This is a genomic window from Vreelandella mediterranea, assembly GCF_970647075.1.
Map to the genome: position 1 here is coordinate 3,582,948 of NZ_OZ310198.1, position 25,634 is coordinate 3,608,581.

23 protein-coding genes are annotated in these 25,634 nt (G+C 62.5%); 11 read left to right on the top strand and 12 right to left on the bottom strand.

Annotated features, from left to right (window positions below; translation table 11 throughout):
• Nucleotides 1-10: 10 nt before the first annotated feature.
• The 5 genes from ACWFVE_RS16545 (at nt 11) to ACWFVE_RS16565 (ending at nt 6,553) form a co-directional block, all read left to right on the top strand.
• Entirely contained in the window at nt 11-400 is a 390-nt protein-coding gene (locus ACWFVE_RS16545) for a sarcosine oxidase subunit delta (RefSeq protein WP_447530355.1), read from the top strand.
• Nucleotides 397-3,450, top strand: coding sequence for a sarcosine oxidase subunit alpha family protein (locus ACWFVE_RS16550; RefSeq protein ID WP_447530356.1), 3,054 nt, complete (start codon nt 397-399; stop codon nt 3,448-3,450). The genes ACWFVE_RS16545 and ACWFVE_RS16550 overlap by 4 nt, the downstream gene beginning before the upstream one ends.
• A complete protein-coding gene (locus ACWFVE_RS16555) occupies nt 3,443-4,093 on the top strand; it encodes a sarcosine oxidase subunit gamma (RefSeq protein WP_447530357.1) in 651 nt (216 codons plus the stop codon). The genes ACWFVE_RS16550 and ACWFVE_RS16555 overlap by 8 nt, the downstream gene beginning before the upstream one ends.
• A gap of 57 nt (nt 4,094-4,150) precedes the next feature.
• Nucleotides 4,151-5,017, top strand: coding sequence for a formyltetrahydrofolate deformylase (gene purU / locus ACWFVE_RS16560; RefSeq protein WP_447530358.1), 867 nt, complete (start codon nt 4,151-4,153; stop codon nt 5,015-5,017).
• Between the two features lie 153 nt (nt 5,018-5,170).
• Nucleotides 5,171-6,553 carry an L-serine ammonia-lyase gene (locus tag ACWFVE_RS16565; RefSeq protein WP_447530359.1) on the top strand — a complete coding sequence of 461 codons (1,383 nt, stop codon included), beginning with the start codon at nt 5,171-5,173 and terminating at the stop codon, nt 6,551-6,553.
• Nucleotides 6,554-6,632: 79 nt separating this feature from the next.
• Here ACWFVE_RS16565 and pobA read toward each other — a convergent pair whose 3' ends face one another.
• The gene (gene pobA, locus ACWFVE_RS16570; RefSeq protein WP_447530360.1) at nt 6,633-7,817 is read right to left on the bottom strand and encodes a 4-hydroxybenzoate 3-monooxygenase; all 1,185 of its coding nucleotides are present in this window, start codon (nt 7,815-7,817) and stop codon (nt 6,633-6,635) included.
• A gap of 152 nt (nt 7,818-7,969) precedes the next feature.
• On the opposite strand from pobA, the gene ACWFVE_RS16575 reads away from it, so the two are divergent.
• Together ACWFVE_RS16575 and ACWFVE_RS16580 are read left to right on the top strand one after the other, a co-directional pair.
• Nucleotides 7,970-8,872, top strand: a complete 903-nt coding sequence (locus ACWFVE_RS16575; RefSeq protein ID WP_447530361.1) for a helix-turn-helix domain-containing protein — start codon at nt 7,970-7,972, stop codon at nt 8,870-8,872.
• 75 nt (nt 8,873-8,947) lie between these two features.
• Nucleotides 8,948-9,661, top strand: a complete 714-nt coding sequence (locus ACWFVE_RS16580; protein WP_447530362.1) for a lipopolysaccharide kinase InaA family protein — start codon at nt 8,948-8,950, stop codon at nt 9,659-9,661.
• 4 nt (nt 9,662-9,665) lie between these two features.
• On the opposite strand, the gene ACWFVE_RS16585 is transcribed toward ACWFVE_RS16580, so the two are convergent.
• The 4 genes from ACWFVE_RS16585 to ACWFVE_RS16600 all read right to left on the bottom strand — a co-directional run bounded on the left by ACWFVE_RS16585 (nt 9,666) and on the right by ACWFVE_RS16600 (nt 13,343).
• The gene (locus tag ACWFVE_RS16585) at nt 9,666-10,955 is read right to left on the bottom strand and encodes a TRAP transporter large permease (protein WP_447530363.1); all 1,290 of its coding nucleotides are present in this window, start codon (nt 10,953-10,955) and stop codon (nt 9,666-9,668) included.
• Entirely contained in the window at nt 10,945-11,472 is a 528-nt protein-coding gene (locus ACWFVE_RS16590) for a TRAP transporter small permease (RefSeq protein WP_447530364.1), read from the bottom strand. The genes ACWFVE_RS16585 and ACWFVE_RS16590 overlap by 11 nt, the downstream gene beginning before the upstream one ends.
• A 3-nt stretch (nt 11,473-11,475) precedes the next feature.
• Entirely contained in the window at nt 11,476-12,507 is a 1,032-nt protein-coding gene (locus ACWFVE_RS16595) for a TRAP transporter substrate-binding protein (protein WP_447530365.1), read from the bottom strand.
• A gap of 170 nt (nt 12,508-12,677) precedes the next feature.
• Nucleotides 12,678-13,343, bottom strand: a complete 666-nt coding sequence (locus ACWFVE_RS16600; RefSeq protein ID WP_447530366.1) for a GntR family transcriptional regulator — start codon at nt 13,341-13,343, stop codon at nt 12,678-12,680.
• Between the two features lie 149 nt (nt 13,344-13,492).
• Here ACWFVE_RS16600 and ACWFVE_RS16605 point away from each other — a divergent pair, with 149 nt between their 5' ends.
• Genes ACWFVE_RS16605 through ACWFVE_RS16615 form a run of 3 tightly spaced genes read left to right on the top strand, consistent with a single transcriptional unit; the run spans nt 13,493 to nt 16,588 of the window.
• Nucleotides 13,493-14,557, top strand: a complete 1,065-nt coding sequence (locus tag ACWFVE_RS16605; protein ID WP_447530367.1) for an aromatic ring-hydroxylating dioxygenase subunit alpha — start codon at nt 13,493-13,495, stop codon at nt 14,555-14,557.
• Nucleotides 14,554-15,519: a PDR/VanB family oxidoreductase gene (locus tag ACWFVE_RS16610; RefSeq protein WP_447530368.1), complete on the top strand. Its 966-nt coding sequence runs from the start codon at nt 14,554-14,556 to the stop codon at nt 15,517-15,519. The genes ACWFVE_RS16605 and ACWFVE_RS16610 overlap by 4 nt, the downstream gene beginning before the upstream one ends.
• A gap of 43 nt (nt 15,520-15,562) precedes the next feature.
• Nucleotides 15,563-16,588: a TRAP transporter substrate-binding protein gene (locus ACWFVE_RS16615; RefSeq protein ID WP_447530369.1), complete on the top strand. Its 1,026-nt coding sequence runs from the start codon at nt 15,563-15,565 to the stop codon at nt 16,586-16,588.
• 95 nt (nt 16,589-16,683) lie between these two features.
• Here the strand turns inward: ACWFVE_RS16615 and pcaG are convergent, their stop codons facing one another.
• From pcaG to mdlC, 5 genes are all read right to left on the bottom strand, one after another.
• Nucleotides 16,684-17,316, bottom strand: a complete 633-nt coding sequence (gene pcaG / locus ACWFVE_RS16620; protein WP_447530370.1) for a protocatechuate 3,4-dioxygenase subunit alpha — start codon at nt 17,314-17,316, stop codon at nt 16,684-16,686.
• Between the two features lie 16 nt (nt 17,317-17,332).
• Nucleotides 17,333-18,055, bottom strand: coding sequence for a protocatechuate 3,4-dioxygenase subunit beta (gene pcaH / locus ACWFVE_RS16625; protein WP_447530371.1), 723 nt, complete (start codon nt 18,053-18,055; stop codon nt 17,333-17,335).
• A gap of 127 nt (nt 18,056-18,182) precedes the next feature.
• On the bottom strand, nt 18,183-19,121 hold the full coding sequence (pcaQ, locus tag ACWFVE_RS16630; RefSeq protein ID WP_447530372.1) for a pca operon transcription factor PcaQ: 939 nt from the start codon (nt 19,119-19,121) through the stop codon (nt 18,183-18,185).
• 67 nt (nt 19,122-19,188) lie between these two features.
• The gene (locus ACWFVE_RS16635) at nt 19,189-20,205 is read right to left on the bottom strand and encodes a TRAP transporter substrate-binding protein (RefSeq protein WP_447530373.1); all 1,017 of its coding nucleotides are present in this window, start codon (nt 20,203-20,205) and stop codon (nt 19,189-19,191) included.
• Nucleotides 20,206-20,281: 76 nt separating this feature from the next.
• Nucleotides 20,282-21,862 carry a benzoylformate decarboxylase gene (gene mdlC, locus ACWFVE_RS16640; protein ID WP_447530374.1) on the bottom strand — a complete coding sequence of 527 codons (1,581 nt, stop codon included), beginning with the start codon at nt 21,860-21,862 and terminating at the stop codon, nt 20,282-20,284.
• A 101-nt stretch (nt 21,863-21,963) separates the two neighbouring features.
• Here mdlC and ACWFVE_RS16645 point away from each other — a divergent pair, with 101 nt between their 5' ends.
• Complete coding sequence (locus tag ACWFVE_RS16645; protein WP_447530375.1) at nt 21,964-22,866, top strand: LysR family transcriptional regulator; 903 nt, start codon at nt 21,964-21,966, stop codon at nt 22,864-22,866.
• Between the two features lie 84 nt (nt 22,867-22,950).
• Here ACWFVE_RS16645 and ACWFVE_RS16650 read toward each other — a convergent pair whose 3' ends face one another.
• Together ACWFVE_RS16650 and ACWFVE_RS16655 are read right to left on the bottom strand one after the other, a co-directional pair.
• On the bottom strand, nt 22,951-24,402 hold the full coding sequence (locus ACWFVE_RS16650) for an aldehyde dehydrogenase (protein ID WP_447530376.1): 1,452 nt from the start codon (nt 24,400-24,402) through the stop codon (nt 22,951-22,953).
• Nucleotides 24,403-24,459: 57 nt separating this feature from the next.
• Nucleotides 24,460-25,632, bottom strand: a complete 1,173-nt coding sequence (locus ACWFVE_RS16655) for an alpha/beta fold hydrolase (RefSeq protein WP_447530377.1) — start codon at nt 25,630-25,632, stop codon at nt 24,460-24,462.
• Between the last annotated feature and the right edge of the window lie 2 nt (nt 25,633-25,634).

Consider the following 25,634-nt stretch of genomic DNA (forward strand, 5'->3'; position numbering starts at 1 on the left):
GAGAGCCACCATGTTTTATATCTTATGCCCCTACTGCCAGGAGCACCGCGAGGAAGAGGAGTTTCACCCTCGCGGGCAGGCTCACCTGATGCGCCCCGCGGACCCGGACAACACCACCGACGAAGAGTGGGGCGACTACCTGTTCTTTCGCGATAACCCGCGCGGTATTCACCATGAAATGTGGGTGCACTCGGTGGGCTGTCGCAAGTTTTTCAACATCACCCGCAACACGGTGACCTACGAAATCCTCGAGACCTACCCGATGGGCGAGCAGCCGACCATCACCGCCGAGTCCGAAAAAGTCCGCAAGGAAGAGGGCGTACAAACCGCCGACGGCGGCTGGCAAACCATCGGTGCCCAGCCCGAAACAAAGGCCCTGAACGAGGAGGCTTCGTCATGACGCAGACCAATCGTATCGATGCCGGCGGTCGTGTCGATCGCTCTCAAGTGCTCGAGTTCACCTTCAACGGCCAGCGCTACCACGGCCTCAAGGGCGACACCCTGGCCTCGGCCTTGCTCGCCAACGGCGTGGACATCGTCAACCGCAGCTTTAAGTATTCGCGAGCCCGCGGCATCGTCGCCGCCGGCGCCGAAGAGCCTAATGCCGTGGTCCAGCTCGGCGCCCGGGACGACACCCAGGTGCCCAACGTACGCGCGACTCAGCAGGCGCTTTATAAAGGCCTGGTCGCGCGCAGCACCAACGGCTGGCCCAACGTCCAGCGCGACGTGATGAGCTGGGTCGGCCGCCTGGGGGGTGGTTTCATGCCGCCAGGCTTTTACTACAAGACCTTCATGGCCCCGGCCTCCATGTGGATGACCTACGAAAAGTACATCCGCAAGGGCGCGGGCCTTGGCCGGGCGCCGACCGAGTCCGACCCGGATATCTACGACCACATGCACCACCACTGCGACGTAATGGTCGTGGGCGCCGGCCCTGCCGGGCTAACGGCGGCACTGACCGCCGCCCGCGCTGGCGCCCGGGTGATCCTCTGCGACGAGCAGGAAGAGATGGGCGGCTCGCTTTTGGATAGCCGCGAAACGCTGGGCGGCGTTTCCGCCACGCGCTGGGTCGAGGAGAGCGTCAAAGAGCTGGCAGGCCTGGAGAACGTCACGCTTCTACCGCGCACCACCGCCAACGGCTACCACGACCACAACTTCGTGACGCTGCACGAGCGGCGCACCGAGCACCTGGCCGACACCGCTCGCGAAGCCGGCTTCCCCGGTAAGTCCCGCGCGCGGCTGCATCGCGTGCGTGCCACCCAAGTGGTACTGGCGAGCGGCACTCACGAACGCCCGCTGGTGTTCGCCAACAACGACCTGCCCGGCACCATGCTCGCCGGCGCGGTATCGACCTATATCCGTCGCTACGCCGTGGTGCCGGGTAAGAAACTGGTGCTCTCGACCAGCAACGACCACGCCTACCGCGCCGCACTCGACTGGAAAGAGGCCGGCCGCGAGGTGGTCGCCATCGTCGACGCCCGCGCCAACCCGGACGGCGACCTGGTGCGCCAGGCGCGGGACAGCGGCATTCGCGTGATCACCGCAAGCTCCGTCGTCGAGGCGCGCGGCAATCAGCGCGTTACCGGCGCCCGCGTTTGCGCCATCGATTTGGAGCGCTTCGTGGTCACCGGTAAAACCGAGGATCTTGAGTGCGACACCATCGCAAGCTCCGGCGGCTATAGCCCGGTGGTGCATCTCTCCTCGCACACCGGCACTCGGCCGGTATGGAACGACGAGCTTTTAGGCTTCGTGCCCGGCGAAGTAAAAGGCATGGTCTCGGTAGGCGGCGTGGCCGGCCACTTCGCGCTCACCGAGACGCTGGCCAACAGCACTCGCGCCGGCCAACAAGCGGCCCTAGCAAGCGGCTTCGACGACGCCCAAGCGATCGCACTGCCCGAAACGCAGCCCCGCCGCGACGGTTTGGGCTGCGCGCTTTACCAGGTCCCCCACGAGAAGAGCGCGCTGCGCGCGCCCAAGCAGTTCGTCGATTTGCAAAACGACGTGACCGCCGCCGGTATCGAAGTCGCCACCCGGGAAGGCTTCGAGTCCATCGAGCACGTCAAGCGCTACACCGCGCTGGGCTTTGGTACCGACCAGGGCAAGCTTGGCAACATCAACGGCATGGCGATCGCCGCGCGCTGTTTGAACCGCTCGATCCCCGAGGTGGGCACGACGGTTTTCCGCCCCAACTACACGCCGATCACCTTTGGCGCCATCGTCGGCCGCCACTGCAACGAGCTTTTCGACCCGAAACGCTACACTGCGATGCACGAGTGGCATCTGGAAAACGGCGCCGAGTTCGAGGACGTCGGCCAGTGGAAGCGCCCTTGGTACTTTCCCAAAAAACGCCGCGCAGACGGTAACGAGCGCATGGAGACCATGCACGAGGCGGTCGCCCGAGAGTGCCTGGCGGTGCGCGAAGGCGTGGGGATTCTGGATGCCTCGACGCTTGGCAAGATCGACATTCAGGGCCCGGACGCCCGCGAATTCCTGGGCCGCGTTTACACCAACAAGTGGGCCAAGCTCGACGTCGGCCGCGTGCGTTACGGCTTGATGTGTAAAGAAGACGGCATGCTGATGGACGACGGCACCACCAGCTGCCTGGGCGACAACCACTTCCTGATGACCACCACCACCGGCGGTGCGGCGGGCGTGATGGAGTGGCTGGAGCTTTGGCACCAGACCGAGTGGCCGGAACTACAGGTCTACTTCAACTCGGTGACCGACCACTGGGCGACCATGACCGTGACCGGGCCGGACGCGCGCAAGCTGATGGCGGAAGTCACCGATATCGATCTGGATAAAGAGCAGTTCAAGTTCATGGACTGGAAGGAAGGCAACGTGGCCGGGGTACCGGCGCGGGTGTTCCGGATCTCGTTTACCGGGGAGCTTGCTTACGAGATCAACGTTCAGGCCAACTACGCCCTGCACGTCTGGAAAAAGCTCTTCGAGCACGGCGAGAAGTTCGATTTGACGCCCTACGGCACCGAAACCATGCACGTGCTGCGCGCCGAAAAAGGCCTGATCATCGTCGGCCAGGACACCGACGGCTCGGTGACCCCGGAAGATTTGGGCATGCAGTGGGCAATCGGCTACGACAAACCCTTCCCCTGGATCGGCAAGCGCGCGCTGAGCCGCCCGGACACCATCCGCGGCGACCGCAAACAGTTCGTCGGCCTGAAGCCCAAAGACCCAAGCGTGGTACTCGAAGAGGGCGCGCAGATCGTGTTCGATGGTACGCAAAGCATTCCCATGGCGATGAAGGGCCACGTCACGTCGAGCTACTACAGCCCGTCATTGGGCCACGGCTTCGCCCTGGCCGTGGTGGTCGAAGGCCGCGAGCGCATGGGCCAGACCGTCTACCTGCCCATGACCGACGGCACGATGCACGAGGCCGAAATCGTAAGCCCCGTCTTCATCGACCCGAAAGGAGAGCGTCAGCATGTCTAACGCGAGCGTATCGAACGTGCAGGAGTTCAACACCGTGCCTGACGGCAACCCAGCGGTCGAGTCGCCGCTGGCCTGGAGCTACCAGCAGCAAGCGACGCCGGAGGCGCGCCAAGCGTCGCCGGGTGTGGTGCTGCGCGAAAAAGCCCTAATGGGCCATCTGGTGCTGCGCGGTGGCGCTATCGTGCTGGACGAGGCGGTGCGCCAGGTGCTGGGGCTGAGTCTTCCCGCCAAACCCAACACCGTGACACAGGACGAAAGCGGCGAACGCTCGATTCAGTGGATCTCGCCGGACGAGTGGCTGGTGATCGTGCCCGGCGGCGAAGAGTTCGCCCTTGAGCGTTCCCTGCGCGACACCCTGGGGGATGCCCACTTCAGCATCGTCAACGTCAGCGGCGGCCAAACGCTGCTCACCTTGAGCGGCCCGAACGCGCGCGAAGTGCTGATGAAATCGATCTCCTTCGATGTTCACCCCAGCGCCTTCCCGGTGGGCAAGGGCGTCACCACGGTATTCGCCAAGGCGAGCGTGGTGCTGCGCCGCTCGTCTGACACCGAGTGGGAGCTGGTGCTCAGGCGAAGCTTTGCCGACTACTGCTACCGCTGGCTGCTCGATGCAGCGAAAGAGTACGGGATCGACACACAATAACAAACACTTCGGCCGGCCCCGCCGGCCACCCCTGACTGTGGATGAATGAGACGCGCCATGAGCCGAATGACGGATACCTGGATTATCACCGCCCAATGCCCCAGTATTCTGGGGACGGTCGATGTCGTGACCCGCTTCTTAAAGGAGCAACACTGCTACATTACCGAGCTGAGCTCCTTCGATGATCGGCTCGGCGAGCGTTTCTTCATTCGCGCGGAGTTTCGCCCGGAGCGCGAGCCGTTCAACGAGCAGGCGTTCCTGGAGGATTTCACGTCCCGCGCTGACGCGTTCGAGATGGCCTTCGAGCTGACGCCGCCGGCCAAGCGCACCGGGACGGTCATTCTGGTCTCCAAGGCGGACCACTGCCTGAACGATCTGCTCTACCGTTACCGCACCGGGCAGTTGCCGCTGGATATCCGGGCGATCATCTCCAATCATCCGGATTTAGAAGCGCTGGCCGACTGGCACGACCTGCCCTACCATTACTTACCCATCACCCCGGACACCAAGGCCGAGCAGGAAGCCCAGGTGCTCGATATCATCGAAGAAACCGGCGCGGAGCTGGTGATACTGGCACGCTACATGCAAGTACTTTCACCTCGTATGTGCGAACTACTGGACGGGCGGGCGATCAACATTCACCATTCGCTTTTGCCGGGATTCAAGGGCGCCAAACCCTACCACCAGGCCTACGACAAGGGGGTGAAGCTCGTCGGCGCCACCGCCCACTACATCAATAACGACCTGGACGAAGGCCCGATCATCGCCCAGGGCGTCGAGCCGGTGGACCACGCGCACTATCCGGAGGACCTGGTGGCCAAGGGGCGCGATATCGAATGCCTGACGCTCGCCCGGGCGATTGGCTACCACCTCGAGCGGCGCGTGTTCTTGCACAACGGCCGCACCGTGGTGTTCGGTAACTAGTATCGCCTGGCCTTTGCGGCCCACGTGATGGGCACAGCACAACAACAATGAAATCTGCTTGCCGAGTAGCGCGTGCGACGGCGCGGCATCACTGCGCGCCGCGTGTCCTATACTCAGTGAGCGGGCTTTATACTCTCAATTCAGAGGTCTCCCATGCCTATCAGTGTCTTCGATCTTTTCAAGATTGGCGTCGGTCCATCCAGCTCGCACACGGTCGGCCCCATGATGGCGGCCTTCAAGTTTGCCAAGGCCGTAGACGAGGGCCAGATGCTCGGCCAGGTCAGCCGTCTGGAAGTACATCTTTACGGCTCGCTCTCGGCCACGGGCATCGGCCACGCCACCGACCACGCCATCATCATGGGCCTACTCGGCGAGCGCCCGGACACGATCGACCCGGCGATCATCGGCCCAGCCATCAGCGCGCTCAAAGAGACCCAGCGCCTGTCATTTTGTCGCCAGCAGGACGTGGCCTTCGTGTGGGATCGGGATTTGGTGTTTCACGAAGAGAGCCTGCCCCATCATCCCAACGCCATGAAGCTCTGCGCGTTTGCCGAAGACGGCCGAACGCTACTCGAAAACACCTACTACTCGGTGGGCGGCGGCTTCGTGGTCGACCAAAGCCAGGTGGACGCCAAGCTCGAAGACATGGACACCGCCGAGATCCCCTTCGACTTCAACTCCGCCGAAGAGCTGCTGGCGCTTTGCAAGCGCGAAAACATGAGCGTCAGCCAGTTGATGATGGCCAACGAAAAAACCTGGCGGCCCGAGCAGGCGGTGCGCGACGAGCTTTGGCGCATTTGGCAGGTGATGTGCGAGTGCGTCGACAACGGGCTGACCCACGAAGGCGTGCTGCCCGGGGGGCTCAACGTCAAACGCCGCGCCAAACTTCTGCATCAACGCCTATCGGCCGCCGAACAGGACCCCTGCCTGATCGCGACCACCTTCTCCGCCATGGAGTGGGTCAACATCTTCGCGCTGGCCGTGAACGAGGAAAACGCCGCCGGCGGGCGCATGGTGACCGCCCCCACCAATGGTGCTGCGGGCATCATCCCGGCGGTGCTGCACTACTACATGAAGTTTCAGGCGGGCGCCTCTGAGCGCAACGTGGTGGATTTTCTGCTCGCCGCCGGCGCGATCGGTATCCTATGCAAGAAAAACGCCTCGATTTCTGGGGCCGAGGTGGGCTGCCAAGGCGAGGTAGGTTCCGCCTGCGCCATGGCCGCCGCAGGGCTTGCCGAGGTGATGGGCGCCACCCCGGAACAGGTCGAGCACGCCGCGGAAATCGGCCTGGAGCACAACCTGGGGCTGACCTGCGACCCGGTGGGCGGCCTCGTTCAGGTGCCCTGCATCGAGCGCAACGCCATCGCCACCGTCAAGGCGATCAACGCCGCGCAAATGGCCCTACGTGGCGACGGCAGCCATTTCATCTCGCTGGATAAAGTGATCCGCACCATGCGCGACACCGGCCGCGACATGCTCGACAAGTACAAGGAGACCTCCAAGGGAGGGCTGGCGGTGAATGCGATCGAGTGTTGACACGGGAAACGGGCTCGTTCCGATACAAAGCCCAGGCCTTGCCTGGGCTTTGTTGTATCAAGCAGACTCGAAAAAGTCGCTACTCCAGCGGCTCGTAAGGTAACCCTACATAGTTCTCGGCAATCGTCGTCAAACCGGCTCGAGAGCTGGTTACGTAATCGAGCTCCGCTAGCTGCATGCGGCTGTTGAAATCCTCTTCATCAGAGAAGTTATGCAGCATCGAGGTCATCCACCAGGAGAAACGCTCGGCTTTCCAGATGCGCTTTAGGCACGTTTGCGAATAGCGCTCGATCAGATCCGTGCGGCCATCGTGATAGACCTTCACCATCAGCCGGTAAAGCGTATTCACGTCGCTGGCGGCCAGGTTCAGCCCCTTGGCGCCGGTAGGTGGGACGATATGCGCGGCGTCGCCCACCAGAAACAGCTTGCCGTACTGCATGGGCTCGACCACGTAGCTGCGCAGCGGCGCGATGCTCTTTTCGATCGAGGGGCCGGTCACAAGCTGTTCGGCCACCTCGTCGGGCAAACGGCGCTTGAGCTCCTCCCAAAAACGCTCGTCCGACCAGTCTTCGACTTTTTCATCCAGCGGCACCTGCAGGTAGTAACGGCTGCGGGTCGCGGAGCGCATGCTGCATAGGCTGAAACCGCGCGGGTGGCGGGCATAGATCAGCTCATCGGAGACCGGCGGCGTATCCGATAACATGCCGAGCCAGCCAAACGGGTAAACCTTTTCGAACTCGGTCAGGCGGTCTTCGGGAATGGCCTGGCGGGAAACGCCGTGATAGCCATCGCACCCGGCGATATAGTCGCAGTCGAGCCGCACGGTTTCGCCGTTGTGTTCGAAGGTTAAATAGGGCGAGTCGCTTTCCAGATCGAAAGGCTGAACATTTTCAGCTTCATAAAGCGTCGTGGCACCCGCCGCCTCGCGGGCCTGCATCAAATCGCGGGTCACCTCGGTCTGTCCGTAGACCATCACTTTGCTGCCGCCGGTCAACTCATCCAACGCAACGCGCACGCGGCGGTTATCGAAGGCCAGCTCGAAACCATCGTGAGGCATGCCCTCCTGGTCCATGCGCTCCTCGACGCCGGCTTCGCGCAGCAAATCCACCATGCCCTGCTCGAGCACGCCCGCCCGTATACGGCCAAGCACGTACTCGCCGCTGCGCCGCTCGACGATCACGTTGTCGATACCCTGGCGATGCAGTAATTGTCCCAGCAGCAGTCCGGCAGGGCCGGCACCGATAATCGCAACCTGTGTCTTCATGGGGGAGGCCTCATCGTCATTATTATCAAGCAAAACGTCTGGCTTGTATTTTTGACCGATAAAGGCACTAAAATAAGGCAGAATATCGAGAGTCTCTTGGACTTTTCACGTATCCATGACCCACCTTGGTCGAACACGGTGATTGCCGCCCGATGACACAGCGCCCGATCGTCCCCGTCTTCAAGCTATACGGCGAAACCGAGCACTGGCCGACGCCGGACTTGCTGCACTGTGAATCCATTGCCGAGCGCAGCCGCTTGCACGATTGGCGTATTCGCCCACACCGGCACGCCGATCTCGTGCATATCCTGTTGATCAAGCGGGGCAGCGTAGCGCTGGAGCTGGAGGGCGCCCATCACCACTTCCAGGATATGGGGACGATCGTGGTACCGGCCATGACGATTCACGGTTTTCGTTTCTCTGCTGACGTGGAGGGCGACATCATTACCCTCGCCAAACCTTTGGCCGAGCACCTTTCCCGCGCCCTGGAAGGGAGCAGAGTACTGTCGAAGGCGGGGTTTTATCGTTTGGAAGGCGCCAGCAACCAGCAGCAGATCGCCACGCTGGTCGGCCAAATCAGTCAGGAGTACCATCGACCGGCACCGGGGCGTCGTCAGCTACTGGAGATATTAGCGCAGGCGCTGGCGATCGAGCTGGAGCGCCTCACACTGCCTGAAAAGACAAGCATCAAAAGCCGCCGTTCCCAGCGAAGCGAGAAAGGGCGTCAGCACTTCGAGCGTTTTCAGGCATTGGTCGAAACACACTACCGCCAGCAACCCAGCATCGCTATGCTGGCAGACCAGCTAGGCATGAGCAGCGCCCACCTCAATTTGACGTGTCGCAAACAAGCGGGGCTCAGCGCGCTGCAACTCCTGCACGAGCGCGTGTTATTGGAAGCCAAGCGGCAACTTACCTACACTAACATGACGGTTGCCGAAATCGCCGATAGCCTGGGGTTCTCCGAGCCGGCGTACTTTACGCGCTTTTTCAAGCGCAATACGGCGCAGGCCCCGCGCGAATTTCGCCAGCGGCAAACGCACCTGTTAACGCACTAGCGGGGTAGATCGATCAACCGGCCGTCGGCGCTGCGAACGTAGCTCCCCCGATTAACGTCATTATCCAAGATTTCAATGAAGAAAAAATTACAGCGCTTCATCTTTCCCGAAAGACCGTCCTGGTACCTTGTCCGCGACACCCAGAATGCCCGCTTGCTAAGCCTTGGCGAGCTGCAGCCCATGCCACAGCTCGATGCGCAGAGCAGCAGTCGCTTTTATGCCCAACCGCAGTCGAGCACCCTGTTCAAGCTGGTGGGCGACAAGTACTCCCCCCGGCAGAATTTCTGGCGCTGGCTGGGGCGCGATATCCTCTCCAAGCGCTTGGCGGGTTCCTACGATGCTCACAAGGAGTTCAAAAGCCGCCGGGTCCTCAAAAAGCTGGGCCAGCGCACGGTGGACGTGCGCTGTTACGGCGTAGCGCTCAACTTTCTGAACCCGCTGGGGTCACTCTATGCGATGGAGTACATGAATAATTGCACACCGGGCAGCGCCTATTTCGAAGCGCAGGATGAGCAGGGGCGCCACGCGTTTATCGAATCTCTCGGCCAGCAGGTCGCTCAACTTGCCCAGGCGGGCTATTACCATCGTGACCTGCACATCGATAATTTACTGGTCGACAGCGAGCACCATTTGATCTGGATCGATACCCATATCAAGGCGCTGCCATCCTCGGCGAGCAAACGGGCCAAACTGCTCGAGCACATGCTCGACCATAACCGCATCGAGGGCGCTGCTTATCGAGCCGAGCTCAGCGCTCGGCTCGCGCCCTATTTCCAGGGTGCGCTTTGAGAGACTAAAGCAGGAAAAACGTGCTCAAGACGGGGAATGCGATCAAAAGCGCCAGGCGGATGAAGTCCGAGACGATAAACGGCGCTACGCCTTTGAAGATTTCCCCTAATCTTACGTGGGGGGCCATGGCCTTGATGACGAACACATTCATCCCGACCGGCGGAGTAATCAACCCAAGCTCCACGGTCAACACGGTAATAATCCCGAACCAAACCGGATCGATACCCAGTGCCTGAATAATGGGATACACCACGGGCACCGTGATCACCAGCATGGCGATCGAATCCATGAACATGCCCAGCACGAAATAGAGCAGCAGGATACAGAGCACGATCGCGATGGGTGCCAGATCCACGCCCATCAAAAAATCGCTGATCGAGAAAGAGATCCGCGAGACCGAGATGAAATAACCCAGCGTCTCGGCACCCACCAGCATGAAGAACACGACCGCCGAAAGCGCCAGCGTTTCTTGCAGGCTTCGCCATAAACCGACCAGGCGCATCCCTTTATAGAAAGCGTACAAAAGCGTGGCGAAGGCCCCCACGCTTGCGCCTTCGGTCGGAGTAAAAAGACCGAAATAAATCCCCAGAATCATCACCAAAAACACGGCGAAGAAAGGCAGCAGTCCGGAGATCGAGCCCAGCTTCGCCCGCCAAGTGGTCGGCTCGCCGGCTACCGCCAGCTGGGGGCGCAGGCGCATCACCACCGTCACCGTGAGGGCGTACATCACAAGCCCCATCAGACCGGGAATGAGCCCGGCCATGAACATGTCACCAACGGACTGCTCGGTTAAAATCGCGTAGATCAGCAGGGCAATGCTGGGCGGAATCATGATGCCCAGGGTGCCGCCAGCGGCAAGAGCGCCGGTCGCCAGGCCCCGGTTATAGCCATAGCGTTCCATTTCCGGCAGGGCCACCCGGGTCATGGTGCTCGCCGTGGCAAGCGACGAACCGGAAATGGCCGAAAATACCCCGCACGACCCCACCGCGGCGATCGCCAGGCCCCCTTTCCAGCCCCCGCAGATCGTGCGCGTGGCATCGAAAAGCTTGCCCGCCATGCCCGAATGCGCGGCCAGTACGCCCATCAAGATGAACATGGGCACGGCACTGAAGCTGTAGTTCGAAAGCACTTCGATAGGCACGGTCTTCAACTGCGCGATGGCGGCGTCCCAGCTAATGATCCACGCAAAGCCGCCCACCCCGATCACCAGCATGGTCAACGCGACGGGCACCCGCAGCACCATAAGAACCAGTAGTAGCCCAAGGCCAATGGCCCCGATCATTTCACTCCCCATTGGCAACGTCTCCCTCAGCGCCAAAGAGCGCACCCAGCAAAGCATGCAGGGCGCTGCGAATACCCAGCATCAGGCTCATGGCGGCCGCGGCGTAATAAATGGGCCCCATGGGCAGGCGTAAATCCTGGGTTACCTCTCCGTGTCGCGACGCCGCGGCCGCCGAATCCAAAAGCCCGGTGAACAGCACCAGCCCCAAGGCGGCAAAACCGAACAGATAAACACCATGGAGCCGGTTTTTCATCCAGGCGGGCAGACGGTGTGAAAATGCCTCGACCACGACCTGGCTTTTTTCGACGTTGGCGGCCATGGCGGCCAGCAAGGAGCACAGCATGAGATAGCTCACAAGCTCCACACTACCGCTGACACGCAGCGCGAACGCGCCGTCCGTCAACCGGTAAAGATAGCGTGTGCTGACATCCGCAATCGTGACCATCAGCAGCGCCACCAGGGCGATCCCGGCAATGACACGGCATAACAGGGCCAGCCCATGGCTGGCCCTTTCCAGGGAAGTCTGCATTCATTACTCCTGGTCAGCGGCGCAGTCGGCGCTGGCGCTCAAGGCCGCCTCGTAGACATCGCGCGCCTGGCTCAAGCCGCGTTCTTCCAGACGGGTCAGGTAGGTTTCGATACCAGCTTCCAGCGGGCCTTGCCAATCGGGATGCTCGAGCGGATTTTCTATCTCGCGAATAGTGTGGCCCGCGTCGACGGCTTCCTGCTTGCCCTCTACATCCAGGCGATCGAAGACCTCCCCGGCCTTCTCGGCCCACTTCATGCCCGAATTATCGTCGATCACCGCCTGCTGTTCGGGCGTCAAACGCTCGTAAGCGCCCTGATTCATGGTGGCAACGAACACCAGCGTATAAAACGGCACTTCGGTGTGATAGCTCACCAACTCGTTGATACGAAAGCCCGCAAGGCCCTCCCAGGGAAAGCTCAAACCATCGATGACGCCGCGTTGCATAGCGGTATAGATATCCGGCGCTGGCATCCCGACCGGGCTTGCGCCCATGTTCTCCAGCATTTGACCGGCAACGGCGGTCGGGCGGCGGATACGCAGGCCTTCCAGGTCAGCGGGGGTTTGAACATCGGTATCGATGGTATGGATACCGCCAGGCCCGGTGGTGAACATGAAAAGCGGGCGCGTATCTTCATACTCGCTATCCAGATGGCCATCGTCATAAAGGGTTTGCAGCACGCACGCGCCTTGGGTTGCCGAGTTGGCAACGCCGGGTAGCTCGACGATTTGAGAAAGCGGGAAACGGCCCGCCGTGTACCCCTGCGCCGTCGCCCCGATATCGGTAATACCGTTGGCCGCCGCTTCGTAGATGGAATCGGGCTTGGCAAGCGTCCCCGAGGGGAACATCTGTACCGTCAGATCGCCGTCGGACTCTTCGGCAATGGTATCGGCCCAGGCTTGTAGAACGTCTTCATTGACACCGGATGCCCCCGGCCAGAAGTGGGCCATACGTAGCGTGGTGGCCGCCTGGGCTGAGGCCATCGAGAGACCCGCAATGGTGGCGGCAATCGCACACCGAGTGAAAATTGCTTTCATGAGAAGCTCCAGTCCAGTCAGTAGAACGCGCTTGTTCGCATAACGAATATTAGTTCGTTTTATGAAAACAACCTTAATCCACTAATCCCCTCAGAGCTAATCGACCTTGGTCTACTTTTTTGTAAAATCCTTTGGGCACAGGCGTCTGGTGAGCGACGCCGAGCGGTGAATCAGAAGCGTTCTGCATAGCGAATACCAATCAAAGCGTGCTCGCGCATCAACATTTCGACACGCGCCCCCTCGCCGTTTTCAAGCGCCTGATAAATAAGCTCGTGATGCAGCTGGGCCAATTGCAACTTTCTAAATTCACGGATCAATTCACTGTCGTCGATCACGATGGAGGCCGCGGCCGCGAAGGGCAGGTGGTTGTTACGCGCAATGGCATCGCCAATGACACCACTACCGGCTGAATTCACGATCTTTTCATGAAAACGGTAATTGAGTTCGATCCAACACTCGATATCGGCCTCACTCAAAAACCCCTTCTCGATCACCTCGCGCCCTTTTTGGATCCAAAAGAACAAATCACGGCGCTGCTCTTCCGATACGCCCTGCTCGGCCAGGCGCCGCGCGGCCAAGCCTTCCAAAACGCCGCGAACCTCGACGGCACAGTGAATGTCGGCCTCGGTAAACTCGCGCACCATAAAACCGCGCTTACCCGCCCGCTTGAGTAGCCCTTCTTGCTCCAGGCTTCTGAACGCCAGGCGCACAGGCGTTCTCGAGACCCCCAGATGCTCGGCGACGGCCTCTTCGCCCAGCCGCTCACCTTGCGGGTAGTCCCCTTCCTCGATCAATTTACGAAGCCGGCTGGCAACGCTTTTATCGTTGCTACTCATCAACGCGTCCCTATATCAACAGTTTTTTATCAACCGCTTTTAGCCCCACCCCGAAAGAAGGCTAAACCAAAGTATGGGTTGACCACCAAATCACTCATGTCCTTTACTTTGGATCCAATAAAAAAGAAACCTTCAAAGAGGATATCACCGTGACGCAACAAGCTCCCTACCCATTGAATACCTGGTACGTCGCCTGCACGCCGGATGAACTGGACGGCAAGCCGCTAGGACGGACCATCTGCAACAAGCAACTCGTGTTCTTCCGCGGTGACGAAGGCCGCGTGGCCGCCATGGAGGACTTCTGCCCCCACCGCGGCGCGCCGCTCTCGCTGGGGTTCGTGCGCGACGGCAAGCTGGTGTGTGGCTACCACGGCCTGGAGATGGACTGTAGCGGCAAGTGTGACAGCATGCCCGGCCAGCGCGTGCGCGGCTTCCCCAGCGTCACGTCCTACCCGGTCGAGGAGCGCTATGGCTTTATCTGGATCTGGCCCGGCGACCCGGACAAGGCCGACGCCGACCTCATCCCGGTTCTCGAGTGGGCGAATAATCCCGAATGGGCCTACGGCGGTGGCCTTTACCACATCGGCTGCGAATATCGGCTGATGATCGACAACCTCATGGACCTGACCCACGAGACCTACGTGCACGCCTCGAGTATCGGCCAGCCCGAGATCGAGGAGTCCGCTCCCGACACCAAAACGAATGGCGACGAGGTCATCACCAGCCGCCAAATGGAAAACATCTCCGCACCGCCCTTCTGGCAGGCGGCGCTGCGCGGCAACGGCCTGGCCGACGACGTGCCGGTGGACCGCTGGCAAATTTGTCGCTTCACCCCACCAAGCCACGTGCTGATCGAAGTCGGGGTCGCCCACACGGGCAACGGCGGCGCCGATGCACCGGCAGACAAGAAGGCCTCGAGCGTGGTGGTGGACTTCATCACCCCGGAATCCGACACCTCGATCTGGTACTTCTGGGGCATGGCGCGCAACTTCAAGCCCGAGGATCAGGAACTGACCGACAAGATTCGCGAAGGCCAGGGCCAGATTTTCGAAGAGGATCTCGAGATGCTCGAAGCGCAGCAGCGCAACCTGCTCGCCTATCCGGATCGCCAACTGCTGAAGCTCAACATCGACGGCGGCGGTGTACAGGCGCGCCGGATCATCGACCGCATCCTCACCGAGGAGCGTGAAACGGCGGCGGAGACGAGCGAATGAGCCATACAGCCCCTTCGCTGATCGTGGAGGTCAAGGCACGCCACGAGGAAGCGCTCGATATCGTCACGCTTGAACTCGCTGATCCGCACGGCCGGGAGCTCCCGGCCTTTAGCGCCGGTGCGCATATCGATGTGCGCGTCAAAGAGGGGCTCATCCGCCAGTATTCACTTTGCAACCACTCGGACGACCGCGCGCGCTACCTGATCGGCGTGCTGCGCGACCCGGCCTCCCGCGGCGGCTCCCACGCCATGCACGACGAGCTGCAGGTGGGCGATCTGGTGCAGATCAGCGCACCCAAGAACCACTTCCCCCTGGAACCCGCCAAACGCACCCTGCTACTGGCCGGAGGCATCGGCATTACCCCGCTGCTCTGCATGGCCGAACGCCTGGCGCACACCAACGGCGAGTTCGAGCTCCACTACTGCACCCGATCGCAGGAACGAACCGCGTTCTACCAGCGCCTGAAAGAGTCCGCGTTCGCCGAGCGGGTGCACTTTCACTTCGATGATGGCGAACCAAATCAACACCTGAACCTCGAGACGCTGCTCGGGCAGCCGGATCCGGATACCCATGTTTACGTCTGCGGCCCCAAGGGGTTCATCGACGCCGTCTTGACCGCCTGCAAGGCCGATGGCTGGACGGATGACCGGGTACATACCGAGTATTTCAGCGGCGCCGAGACATCGAGCGACGATGGAAGCTTCGAGGTGCGCATTGCCAGCAGCGGTCAAAGCTTTACCGTACCCGCGGACAAGACGGTACACCAGGTGCTCGCCGAAAACGGCATCGAGGTCATGGTCTCCTGCGAACAAGGCGTGTGCGGCACCTGCTTGACCCGCGTGCTGGAGGGCGAGCCGGACCACCGCGATCTTTACCTGGAAGATGACGAGCACGCCGCCAATGACCAATTCACGCCCTGCTGCTCGCGTTCCAAAAGCAGTGTGCTAGTGTTGGATCTTTGACCCGCACCTCGCCATCGATTGGTTAGAAACAAGGATAACGACAATGAAAAAATCTCATAAAACCGCGACCCGAGCGGCGCTGATCGGCGCGCTCGCCCTTTTGCCGGCCGCCGTTCAGGCGCAAACGACACTGCGCCTGGCCCACGTCTGGCCTGGCGGTTCGATGATCGACAGCGCGCTTTTTCAAACCTGGGCCGAAAGCATCAACGAGGCTTCCAACGGCGAGCTAAACGTCGAGGTTTTTCCCAGCCAGACGCTGGCCAAGTCCGCGCAAACCTACGAAAGCACCGGGCGCGGGATCGCGGATATCGGCTCATCCGCTCAGGGCTACACCGCCGGGCGCTTTCCGCTGACCCAAATCGTCGAGCTGCCTGGCGTCTCCTCGAGCGCGCGCGAAGGCGCCTGCATTCTGCAATCGCTTTATGAGCAGGGCCACCTGGACGACGAGTACGCCGACACGCATCCGCTGTTCTTCTTCACCACCGGCCCGGGCTACCTGCACACCAAGGAGCGCCAGATTGAAAAGCCAGAAGACCTGGCGGGCTTGAGACTGCGACGCCCCACGCCGGTCGTGGGTGACATGATGGAGCGCTTGGGCGCCCAGGCCGTCGGCATGCCCGCCCCGGATGTGTTTACCGCCATGCAGCGCGGCGTGGTGGATGGCTTGAGCTTCAACTGGGAAGGGATGAAAACCTTCCGCCTCAACGAGCTGGCCAACTACCACACCGAAGTGCCGCTTTACGATTTGTCGCTGTTCGCGGTCATGAACCAGCGCAACTATGAAAACCTTTCCGGAGAGCTTCAGCAAGTGATCGACGACCACAGCGGCATGGAGTGGTCGATGCGTGCCGCCGAGGTCTACGACACACTGATCGCACAAGGCCGCCAGGAGGCCGTCGAAGCAGGCCACGAGTTTATCGCCATCGAGGATGCGCTGAACGACCCGGACTGGGGCCCCGTACTGCGCGAAACCATCGATCGCTACCTGGACGAGGTAGGGGGTAACGCCAAAGAGGTCTACGATGCCGCCATGGGCTTTAAACAGACGTGCGCGACGACCAACGCCTAGCCATCACACCCCGTTTGACTCGCGTGGATAAACGGCAAGCGCCGCACAGGAGTGCGGCGCTTTTTCGTGGTCTGGCTTTTACCCATACGACAAGGCTAGAAATCAAAAAAGACCGTCTCACCCGGGCCTTGAAGGCGGATATCGAAACGGTAGCGGATGACGCCGTCGGCCTCTTCGCGCTTGGCGATCAGCGTCTGACGGCGGCTGTCCGACTCGACCCGCGAGAGCACCGGGCACGCGCGGTTGGCCTCGGCCTCATCGTCGAAGTAAAGGCGCGTCTGCAGCTGAATATTGATGCCCCGGGCAAACACCGCCAGATTGATGTGCGGGGCCATGGGCGTGCCGCCAGGATGGACGACGGCGCCCGGCTTGACGGTCTTGAACAACCACTCGCCCTGTTGCTCTGCGATCGTGGCGGTGCGCCCGAAGCTGTTGAATGCATTACGTAAATCGTAATTTGTTTGATAATGGCCGTCGGCGTCGGCCTGCCACGCCTCCAGAAAGGCATCGCGCACCGGGTCACCATTGCCATCGATGACGGTGCCGATGATCTCGATATGCTCGCCCTTGGCATCCGGCCCGGCCATCTCGTTCCAGATTTCTTCGTCGCGCTCGGGATTACCGGCGGCGGCGGGCGCCAGGCCGATGTGTACATAAGGGCCGGCGGTCTGCGAGGCGGTTTCGCGCAGCATCAGCTCGCTGGTCGGCTGGGTGTTAGGCTGTTTCATGATGGTCTTCCCCGCCTCACTGGTTTTCGAAATAGGTTTGCAGTTCACCGCGCACCACGATATCGAAGCGGTACGCAAGGCAATCCATCGGCCGGCTCTGGGCCATGTCCAGCCGCCCGATCATCGTTTCGACCGCCTCCGGGTCGTTCAGCGTATGAACGATGGGGCAAAGCGGAATCAGCGGGTCGCCCTCGAAATACATCTGGGTAATCAGCCGCGTCGAGATCGACGGCCCCATCACCGAGACGTGAATGTGCGCCGGGCGCCAGCTGTTCACGTCGTTGGGCCAGGGGTAGGGGCCGGGTTTGATGGTGCGAAAACGGTAAAAGCCCTGGTCGTCGGTCAGACAGCGCCCCACGCCGCCGAAATGGGGATCCAGTGGCGCCAAGTAGGCGTCTTTCTTGTGCCGGTAGCGCCCGCCAGCGTTGGCCTGCCACATTTCCACCAGCGTGTGGGGCACGGGCTTGCCGAACTGGTCGACCACGCGGCCATACATGATGATCCGTTCGCCCTGGGGCAGCCCTTCGCCCTGGGTGAAATTCATCAGCAGGTCGTTATCGAAACGGCCCATGCGCAGGTGGCTGAAGTCCGGGCCGGTCAGCTCCGAGGCGGTGGGCTGCTGCAGGCTCATCAGCGCCTGCTGGGGCGAGCGCGCCACCGAGGTTTTGTAGCCGGGGGCGTAGGCAGGGGGATGCCAGTTACGGTCGCGGGTCACGAAGCGGTTATGATTATGGGTCATGGACGAAGCTCTTGATGACGTTGTAAGCACCGGCCGCGCTTGCGCGGCCAGGTTGCGAGTGTGGCGCGTTGCCCTACCCTTGCCAATTGAAGAGTCGTGCCCACCCATAACCCATAGGTTATGGCGACTAAGACCTTGGTTGAATACGCTGCGCCGCGACTTGGCGCAACGTTTCGCAGAACGCATCCCGAGTCATCGACTTTTCCATGCTTACGTTGGTGCAGATCCCCACCGAGCCCCCCTGAGCTTCGAAGGGTAGCGCGATTTCGACGAGCTCCCCTTTTTCGAGCTCCCCGACTACCGCTTCCCGCGGGGCGATCCAGAGCGCGTCGCTCTCCAGGGTGTAGCGGTGGCTGACCGGCAGCGAGAGGGTTTCCAGCAGCAGCGCCGGCAAGGTGATGGCGTGGCGTACACAGAAGCTATCGACCTGCTGGCGCAGCGTGGTCTGGGGTGGAGGCAACGCCCATGGATAGGCGATCAATTGCTCGGCGGCTACCGAAGAGAGGGCCGCCAAAGGGTGCGCCTGCCGTGCAACGATAACCAAAGGCTCATAGTAGAGGTGCTCGAAGTAGAGATCCCCGATCTCCCGCGCCTCGGTCATGCGGCCCACTACCATGTCCAGCTCGCCCAAACGCAGCCGCGACAGCAGATAGGCGCTGGCCCCGCTCACCACCGAGACACAGGTATCGCCCTGGCCCGGCGGCGGCGCGCTATGCCAGCGCTGGATCGCTACCGGCAGCAGCCGGCTCTCGACGGTGGAAAGCGCGCCCACGCGCAGCCAGCGCTTGCCACGGTGGGCATCGCCAATGGCGCCCACGCCTTCGTCCAGCGCGCGCATGGCGGGGCCGGCGTGGCGCAGCAGCGTCAGCCCCGCCTGGGTGAGCGACACCCCTTGAGAGGCGCGCTCGAAAAGCGGCGTCTCGAGGATCTCCTCGAGTTCGCGTATCGCCTTGGAAATGCCCGGCTGGCTGATCGCCAGCGCCTCGGCGGCGCGGGCGAAGCTGCGCCGCTTGGCCACTTCGAGAAACGCCATCAGGTGGCGCAGTTTGATGCGAGCGTTCAGCATGGCTCTCCATCCGCGAAAGGAAAGCCCCTACCTTCGCCGATTCACCCGCGCAAGGAAACCACGCGATTCACTCTGCACACTCGTCACGCAGGCTCAAGGCGCGCTCATGGACCTCGCGGGCGTTATCCAGGCCGCGCTGTTCGAGCCGCGTCAGGTAGCGCTCGGTGCCCTCTTCCAGCGGCCCTGCCCATTCGGGGTCGTTCAAGGGGTCTTCCACGGTGTGGATGGTATCGCCCTGTTCCAGCGCTTCTTCACGGCCCACCGCGTCGAGTTGGTGATACACCTCACCGGCCACCTGGGACCATTCCATACCACTGTGCTGGTCGATCACCGCGCGCATATCATCGCTCAACCCCTCATAGGCATCACGATTCATGACCGCCATCACCGCCCCCGAGTAGTAGGGCACTTCCAGGTGGTAGTCGACCAATTCGTTGATGCTAAACACGCGCATCGCCTCCCAGGGAAAGCTCAAACCATCCATGACGCCGCGCTGAAGCGAAGTATAAATATCCGGCGCGGGCATACCCAGCGGATCCGCCCCCAGGCTCGAGAGCATCTCACCGGCGACGTCGCTCGGTCGGCGGATACGCAGCCCCGCCAGATCCGAAGGCGACTGGATCTCGGTGCTGCGCGTATGCAGGTACGCCGGCCCGGTGGTGAACAAAAACAGCACTTTGACGTCCTCGTACTCGCTGGCGATCAGGTCTTCGTCGAAGAGCGTCTGCAGAATGCACGAACCTTGCGGTGCGCTGCTGGAGACCCCGGGTAACTGCACGATCTCGGAGAGCGGGAAGCGACCGGAGGTGTAGCCCTGAAGCGAGGCGGCGATGTCGGAAATACCGTCGACCGCCCCCTGGTAGGCGTGATCCGGCTTGCTCAGCGTGCCTGAGGGAAAGATCTGGACGTCGAGTTCCCCTTGGGAGGCCTGTTCGACGCTCTGCGCCCAGGTTTCGAAAATCTCCTGATGAACGGCAGAGGCCGAGGGCCAGAAGTGGGACATTCGCAGCGTTTCGCCCTGGGCGCCGAAGGACGCGGTGGCGACGCAAGCGGCCAGCAGGTTGAGTGAGATGGCGCGTTTCATGAGGTCGTCCTCTTGTTGTCATTATCAAGCGATGGTCATTGTCGAGCGAGTTGCGAAAGCGTGGTGGCACCCGCGTTTAGGTCTGGAGCGTGGGCACCTCGATCAGCAGCGGAGTATCCATGCCAAGGCCCTTCGTCAGCGCGGCTTCCAAATCCTCGCGGTTCGTGGCGCATACGGCCTCCACGCCGTAGCCTTCGGCCAGCGCACAGAAATCGATGTCGGGCACGTCGAGCCCCGGCGCGTCGTCCACCTGCATGTGCCGGGCAAAGCCGCGCAGGGCGCCGTAGGTGCCGTTCTTCAGGATGATGAAGATCACTGGAATGCGGTACTGGGCCGCGCTCCAGAGGGCTGTGATGGCGTAGTTGGCCGAGCCGTCGCCGACCAGGCCAATCACCTGGCGCTCCGGCCGGGCGAGCTGGACACCGACCGCCGCCGGCAAACCAAAGCCGAGCCCGCCGGCGGCGGGGAAGAAGTAGCTACCGGGGTGGCGCATCTCGACCCGCTCCCAGAAAATTTCCACCGTCGAGGTGGCCTCCTTGACGTAGATGGCATCCTTGGGCGCCAGCGCGTTCACCGCTTCGAACACGTTAGCCGGCGCCATTCGGTCCTGCCCGTCCTGCACGGCGTCGGGCGTCGGTAGCGCTTCGGGCATCGCGCGGCTGCTTGCCTCGAGATGCGGCAAGAGCGCCTCGAGCATGCCGTGCACGCTGCCCACGTACGCCTCGCCCATCGGCGCCCGGGCGGCCTCGTCCGCGTCGGAGGTAACGTGCACGAGGCTCGCCCCTTCGGGTAGATAACGCCCCGGGGCGTACTTGTGATAGCGAAACACCGGCGCGCCGATGACGACGACCAGATCATGGCCCTCGAGCTGCTCACTGATCCCGGCGATGGCCGCGGGCAGCACGCCGCGAAAGCAGGGGTGGCGGTTGGGAAACGGGCAGCGCGACGCCGACGGCGCCACCCAAACCGGCATTTTCAGGCGCTCGGCAAGCTCGACGGCCAGGGCGCTTGCCTGCTCGGCGTCGACCTCCGGGCCGAGCACCAGCACCGGGTTCGCCGCCGCCTGAAGCCGCCCGGCCAGGCGCTCGACCTGCCCCACCTGCGGCGCATTGGCATGGCGCACCTCGCGCTCCAGCAGGTGACGTGTCTCCTCGCCGGCCTCGCGCTCCCAGTCGTCGTGGGGAATGGAGACGTAGACCGGCCCCCTGGGCGGCGCGCTCGCGCTGTGGATCGCCTGACTCAGCGCCCGTGGCGTGTCTTCGGCGCAGGACGGCTCATAGCTCCACTTGACCAGCGGCCGGGGAAGCTGCGGCGCGTCGACGTTGGCGAGCATCGACTCGACGCCGATCATCGAGCGCGCCTGCTGGCCGGCGGTGAGCACCAGCGGCGAGTGGGAATACCAGGCGTTGGTCAGCGCGCCCATGGCGTTGCCCGTGCCCGCCGCAGCGTGCAGGTTCACGAAGGCGGGCTTGCCGCTAGCCAGCGCATAGCCATCCGCCATGCCGGCCACCACACCCTCGTGAAGGCCTAGAATGTACTCGAAGTCCTCCGGCATACCCTTGAGAAACGGCAGCTCGTTGGAGCCTGGGTTGCCGAAGATCTTGGTGATCCCCTGGCGGCGCAAGAGCGCGTAGGTCGTGGCGTGAACGCTGGGCATTGACTGCTCCTTTTTGGATGTCTTGCATCCAACCTAGCGGGCTCGCCTATAATTGATCAAATCAATAATATTTCTTATAAAAATAGATGAGGCTTATAGTTATGGCGCAGGTCGATCTGAACCTGATTCGCACCTTCCTGATGCTGCATGAAACCGGCAGCGTGACGCTGACCGCCGAAAAGCTCCACGTCACGCAGCCGTCGGTCAGCTACGCCTTGAATCGGCTAAGAGAGCTGTTCGACGACCGGCTGTTCGTGCGCACTGCCCACGGGATGGAGCCCACCACGGTCGCCCGCCAGCTCTATCCGTCGCTGAAAGAGGCCATGCGCCAGATCAACGACACCATCGACGGCAGCCGCCACTTCACTCCCGAGCGCTGCAAACTCCGTTTCCGACTCGCGCTGACCGACCTGGGCGAAATGGCACTGCTGCCCGCCATTTTGAAAGCCTTCTACGCCCAGGCGCCCCAGGCCGAGCTCGACGTGGTACCACTGGAGATCGACAAGGCGCGGGAGTGGCTGACCACCGGCAAGGTCAATGCGGTGATCTGCAGCCGGGCGCTCGGCGGCGCCGATATCGACAAGCACGTGCTGCTCGAGGACCGCTACGTCTGCCTGCTCGACCGGCAAGGCGGCGCGGCCGACGAAAACTTGAGCATCGAGCGGTTCGTTCACGGTCGGCACGTGTCGATCGCCTCCTCGTCGGGCCACGACCTGGTCGAGGAGGTCATGGCGCAGCGCGGTATCGAGCGCAAGGTGAGCCTGTCGCTTTCGCACTTCTCGGTGCTCCCCCAGGTTCTGCAAGGCAGCGATCTCATCGCGATTTTGCCCCTTCAGATCGCCGCGCGCTTTGCTGATGCCAGGCTCCGGGTCCATGAGTTGCCCTTCGCGGTGCCGAGTTTCGAGGTCGCGCTGCACTGGCACGCTCAACCGCGCAGCGCGGCGTCCCAGCGCTGGTTCTGCGCTACCGTCATCGACGCCGTGACCGCCGCACAACGAGCGTAGCCTCGCGGCGGCCCGGCCCAAAAAAGCGGCGCACAAGGCACCGCTTTCAGGGTCATGACTAAAAGATGGCTAATGACGCAGGTATCAGATCGGATAGTGGCGCGGGCCGGTCTGTAGCGTCATCCAGCGCAGGTCGGTGAACTCTTCGATCACCGCCTTGCCGCCGAAACGGCCGTAGCCGCTGCTTTTGACACCGCCGAAGGGCATCTGCGGCTCGTCGTGCACCGTGGGCGCGTTGATGTGGCAAATGCCGGTGACGACCTGCCCCGCCACGCGCAGCCCGCGGGCGCTGTCCCGGGTGAAGACCGCCCCGGAAAGGCCGTACTCGCTGTCGTTGGCGATGCGAATCGCCTCCTCTTCGCCCTTGACGCGCATCATGGCCACCAGCGGCCCGAAGGACTCCTCTGCGTAGAGGCGCATATCGGCGGTCACGTTATCCAAAAGCGTGGGCTGCATCACCACGCCCTCGGCCTTGCCGCCACACGCGAGCCGCGCACCCTTACCGGTCGCGTCGTCGATCAACGCATTGAGCTTGTCGCCGGCGGCCGCCGCCACCAGCGTGCCCAGAGCGTTGCTATCGTCGCGCGGGTCGCCGGCGCGCAGCGTTTTCGCCTTCGCCGCGAGCTTCTCAGCGAACTCGTCGGCCACGGCGTCATCGACGATCAAGCGCTCCGTGGACATACAGATCTGGCCCTGGTTGAAGAAGGCGCCGAAGGCCGCCGCCTCCACCGCCGCGTCGATGTCCGCGTCGTCGAGCACCAAAAACGGCGCCTTGCCGCCCAGCTCGAGAAGCACGGGCTTTAAGTGTTTGGCCGCTTGCTCGGCGATGATCCGCCCCACGTGGGTGGAACCGGTGAAGTTGATACGCCGCACCGCCGGATGCGCGATCAGCGCGCTGACCACGTCCGCCGCCTGCTCTGGGTCGTTGTGAAGGACGTTCACCACGCCGTCGCCCAGGCCCGCCTCGATGAGCACCTCGCCGATCAGCGCGTGGGTGTGCGGGCACATCTCAGAGGCCTTGAGGATCACGCTGTTGCCGCAGGCAAGCGGCCCAGCGATGGCCCGGGTGCCGAGGATGATCGGCGCATTCCAGGGCGCAATTCCCACCACCACGCCGCAGGGCACCCGGACACTCATGGCCAGGTTATCCGGCACGTTGGAAGGGATCACGTCGCCCTGGATCTGGGTCGTCAGCGCCGCCGATTCGCGCAGCACGTTGGCCGCTACGGTGACGTTGAAAGCGGCCCAGCCCGGCGTGGCGCCGGTCTCGTCGACCATGGCGTCGACGAACGCCTGCTGACGCGCCTCCATCAGGTCGGCGGCCTTGTTGAGCTTCGCCCGCCGCTCGCTCGGGCCGACCTGCGACCAAGCCTTGAACGCCCGCTGCGCCGCCTCGGCGGTGCGCGTCACGTCCTCGAGCGACGCCGCCGCCACCTCGGACACGGCCTCACCACTCAACGGGTTGTTGCGCGTAAACGTGGCGCTCTGTGAGGCCGGGCAGGGTTGGCCGTCGATTAAAAGTTGAACAGGCGTCATGGCGTGGCTCCTTGGGGTTCGTTGAATTGTTATTAAGGACGACTGACGAAAGATTGGCTACCCCTCACCCCAGCCAAGCTCCTTGGCCAGAGTGAAAGCGTGGTTGGCCGCCGGTACCCCGGCGTAGATCGCCACGTGCATCAACACCTGGCGCAGTTCGGCCTCGCTCAAACCGATACGTTGAGCGGTTTTCAGGTGCAGCGTTAGCTCTTCACGGCCGAGTGCTGCCAAAATGGCGGTGGTGATCATGCTGCGCTCGCGCCGCGTTAGGTCCTCGTTGCTCCAGAGCTCGCCCCAGGCCAGCCGCGTGATCATCTGCTGAAAAGGTGTATCCAGGCTGTTGGCGTTGGTGGTGGAACGTTCGACGTGCGCCTCGCCCAGCACCTGCTTGCGGGTTTCAAGACCGGTGGCGTAGGTCACGCCTTCGTTGGCCACGTCGCCAAGCTCGATCGCCATGACGCTCAGAAGTGTCTCGGCAAAGCGCGCCGGCGCCTCGACCGACGGCACGTGGCCTACGCCGTCAAAAACCTCGAGCGGTGCACCGCCGAGTTCTTTTGAGAGCGCCTCGAGGGTCGCCGGCGGCGTCGCGAGGTCTTCGCTTCCGCCAAGCAGGTGCACATTGGCGCGCTTGCCGGCCAGCCGGCCGGTGAACGTATCGCGGCCCAGCATCTCACAAAGCTGGGCATAGGATTCGTCGTCCCCGCGGCCCATCTGGACACACCAGCCCGCTTTGAGGGCGGGGCTCGCATCGAACGCCCGGGGCGCGAACCAGCGTGGCACGATCTCCTTTGCCATGGCCTCGAGCCCCTCTTCACGCACGCGGCCGGCACGGGTGTTCCATAAATCCGGGTTACCGATCACCGCTCCGGTATTGGTGAGGGTCGCGGAGAGCAGTTGATCGCCATGCTCGGCGATCAACTGCTGGCCCACGACACCGCCGATCGAGGTGCCCACGAAGTGAAAACGCCGCGCGCCGACAAGCTCTGTCAGCGCCAAGGTTTCCTGGGCCAGATCGGCGGGGCTGATTTTGGCGTCGTTGACCGCTTGACTGGCGCCGTGGCCGGGCAGATCCCAGGTCAGTACGCGGTAGCGGGGGAGCAGTGCGGGTATCACGTCGTCCCACACGGCCTGGCTCATGCCCAAAGGGTGGGCCAGCACCACCAGCGGATTGGCTTGCGAGCCGAGCAGCCGATAGGCAACGCTGCGGCCATTAATCGTATGAAACGCCATGA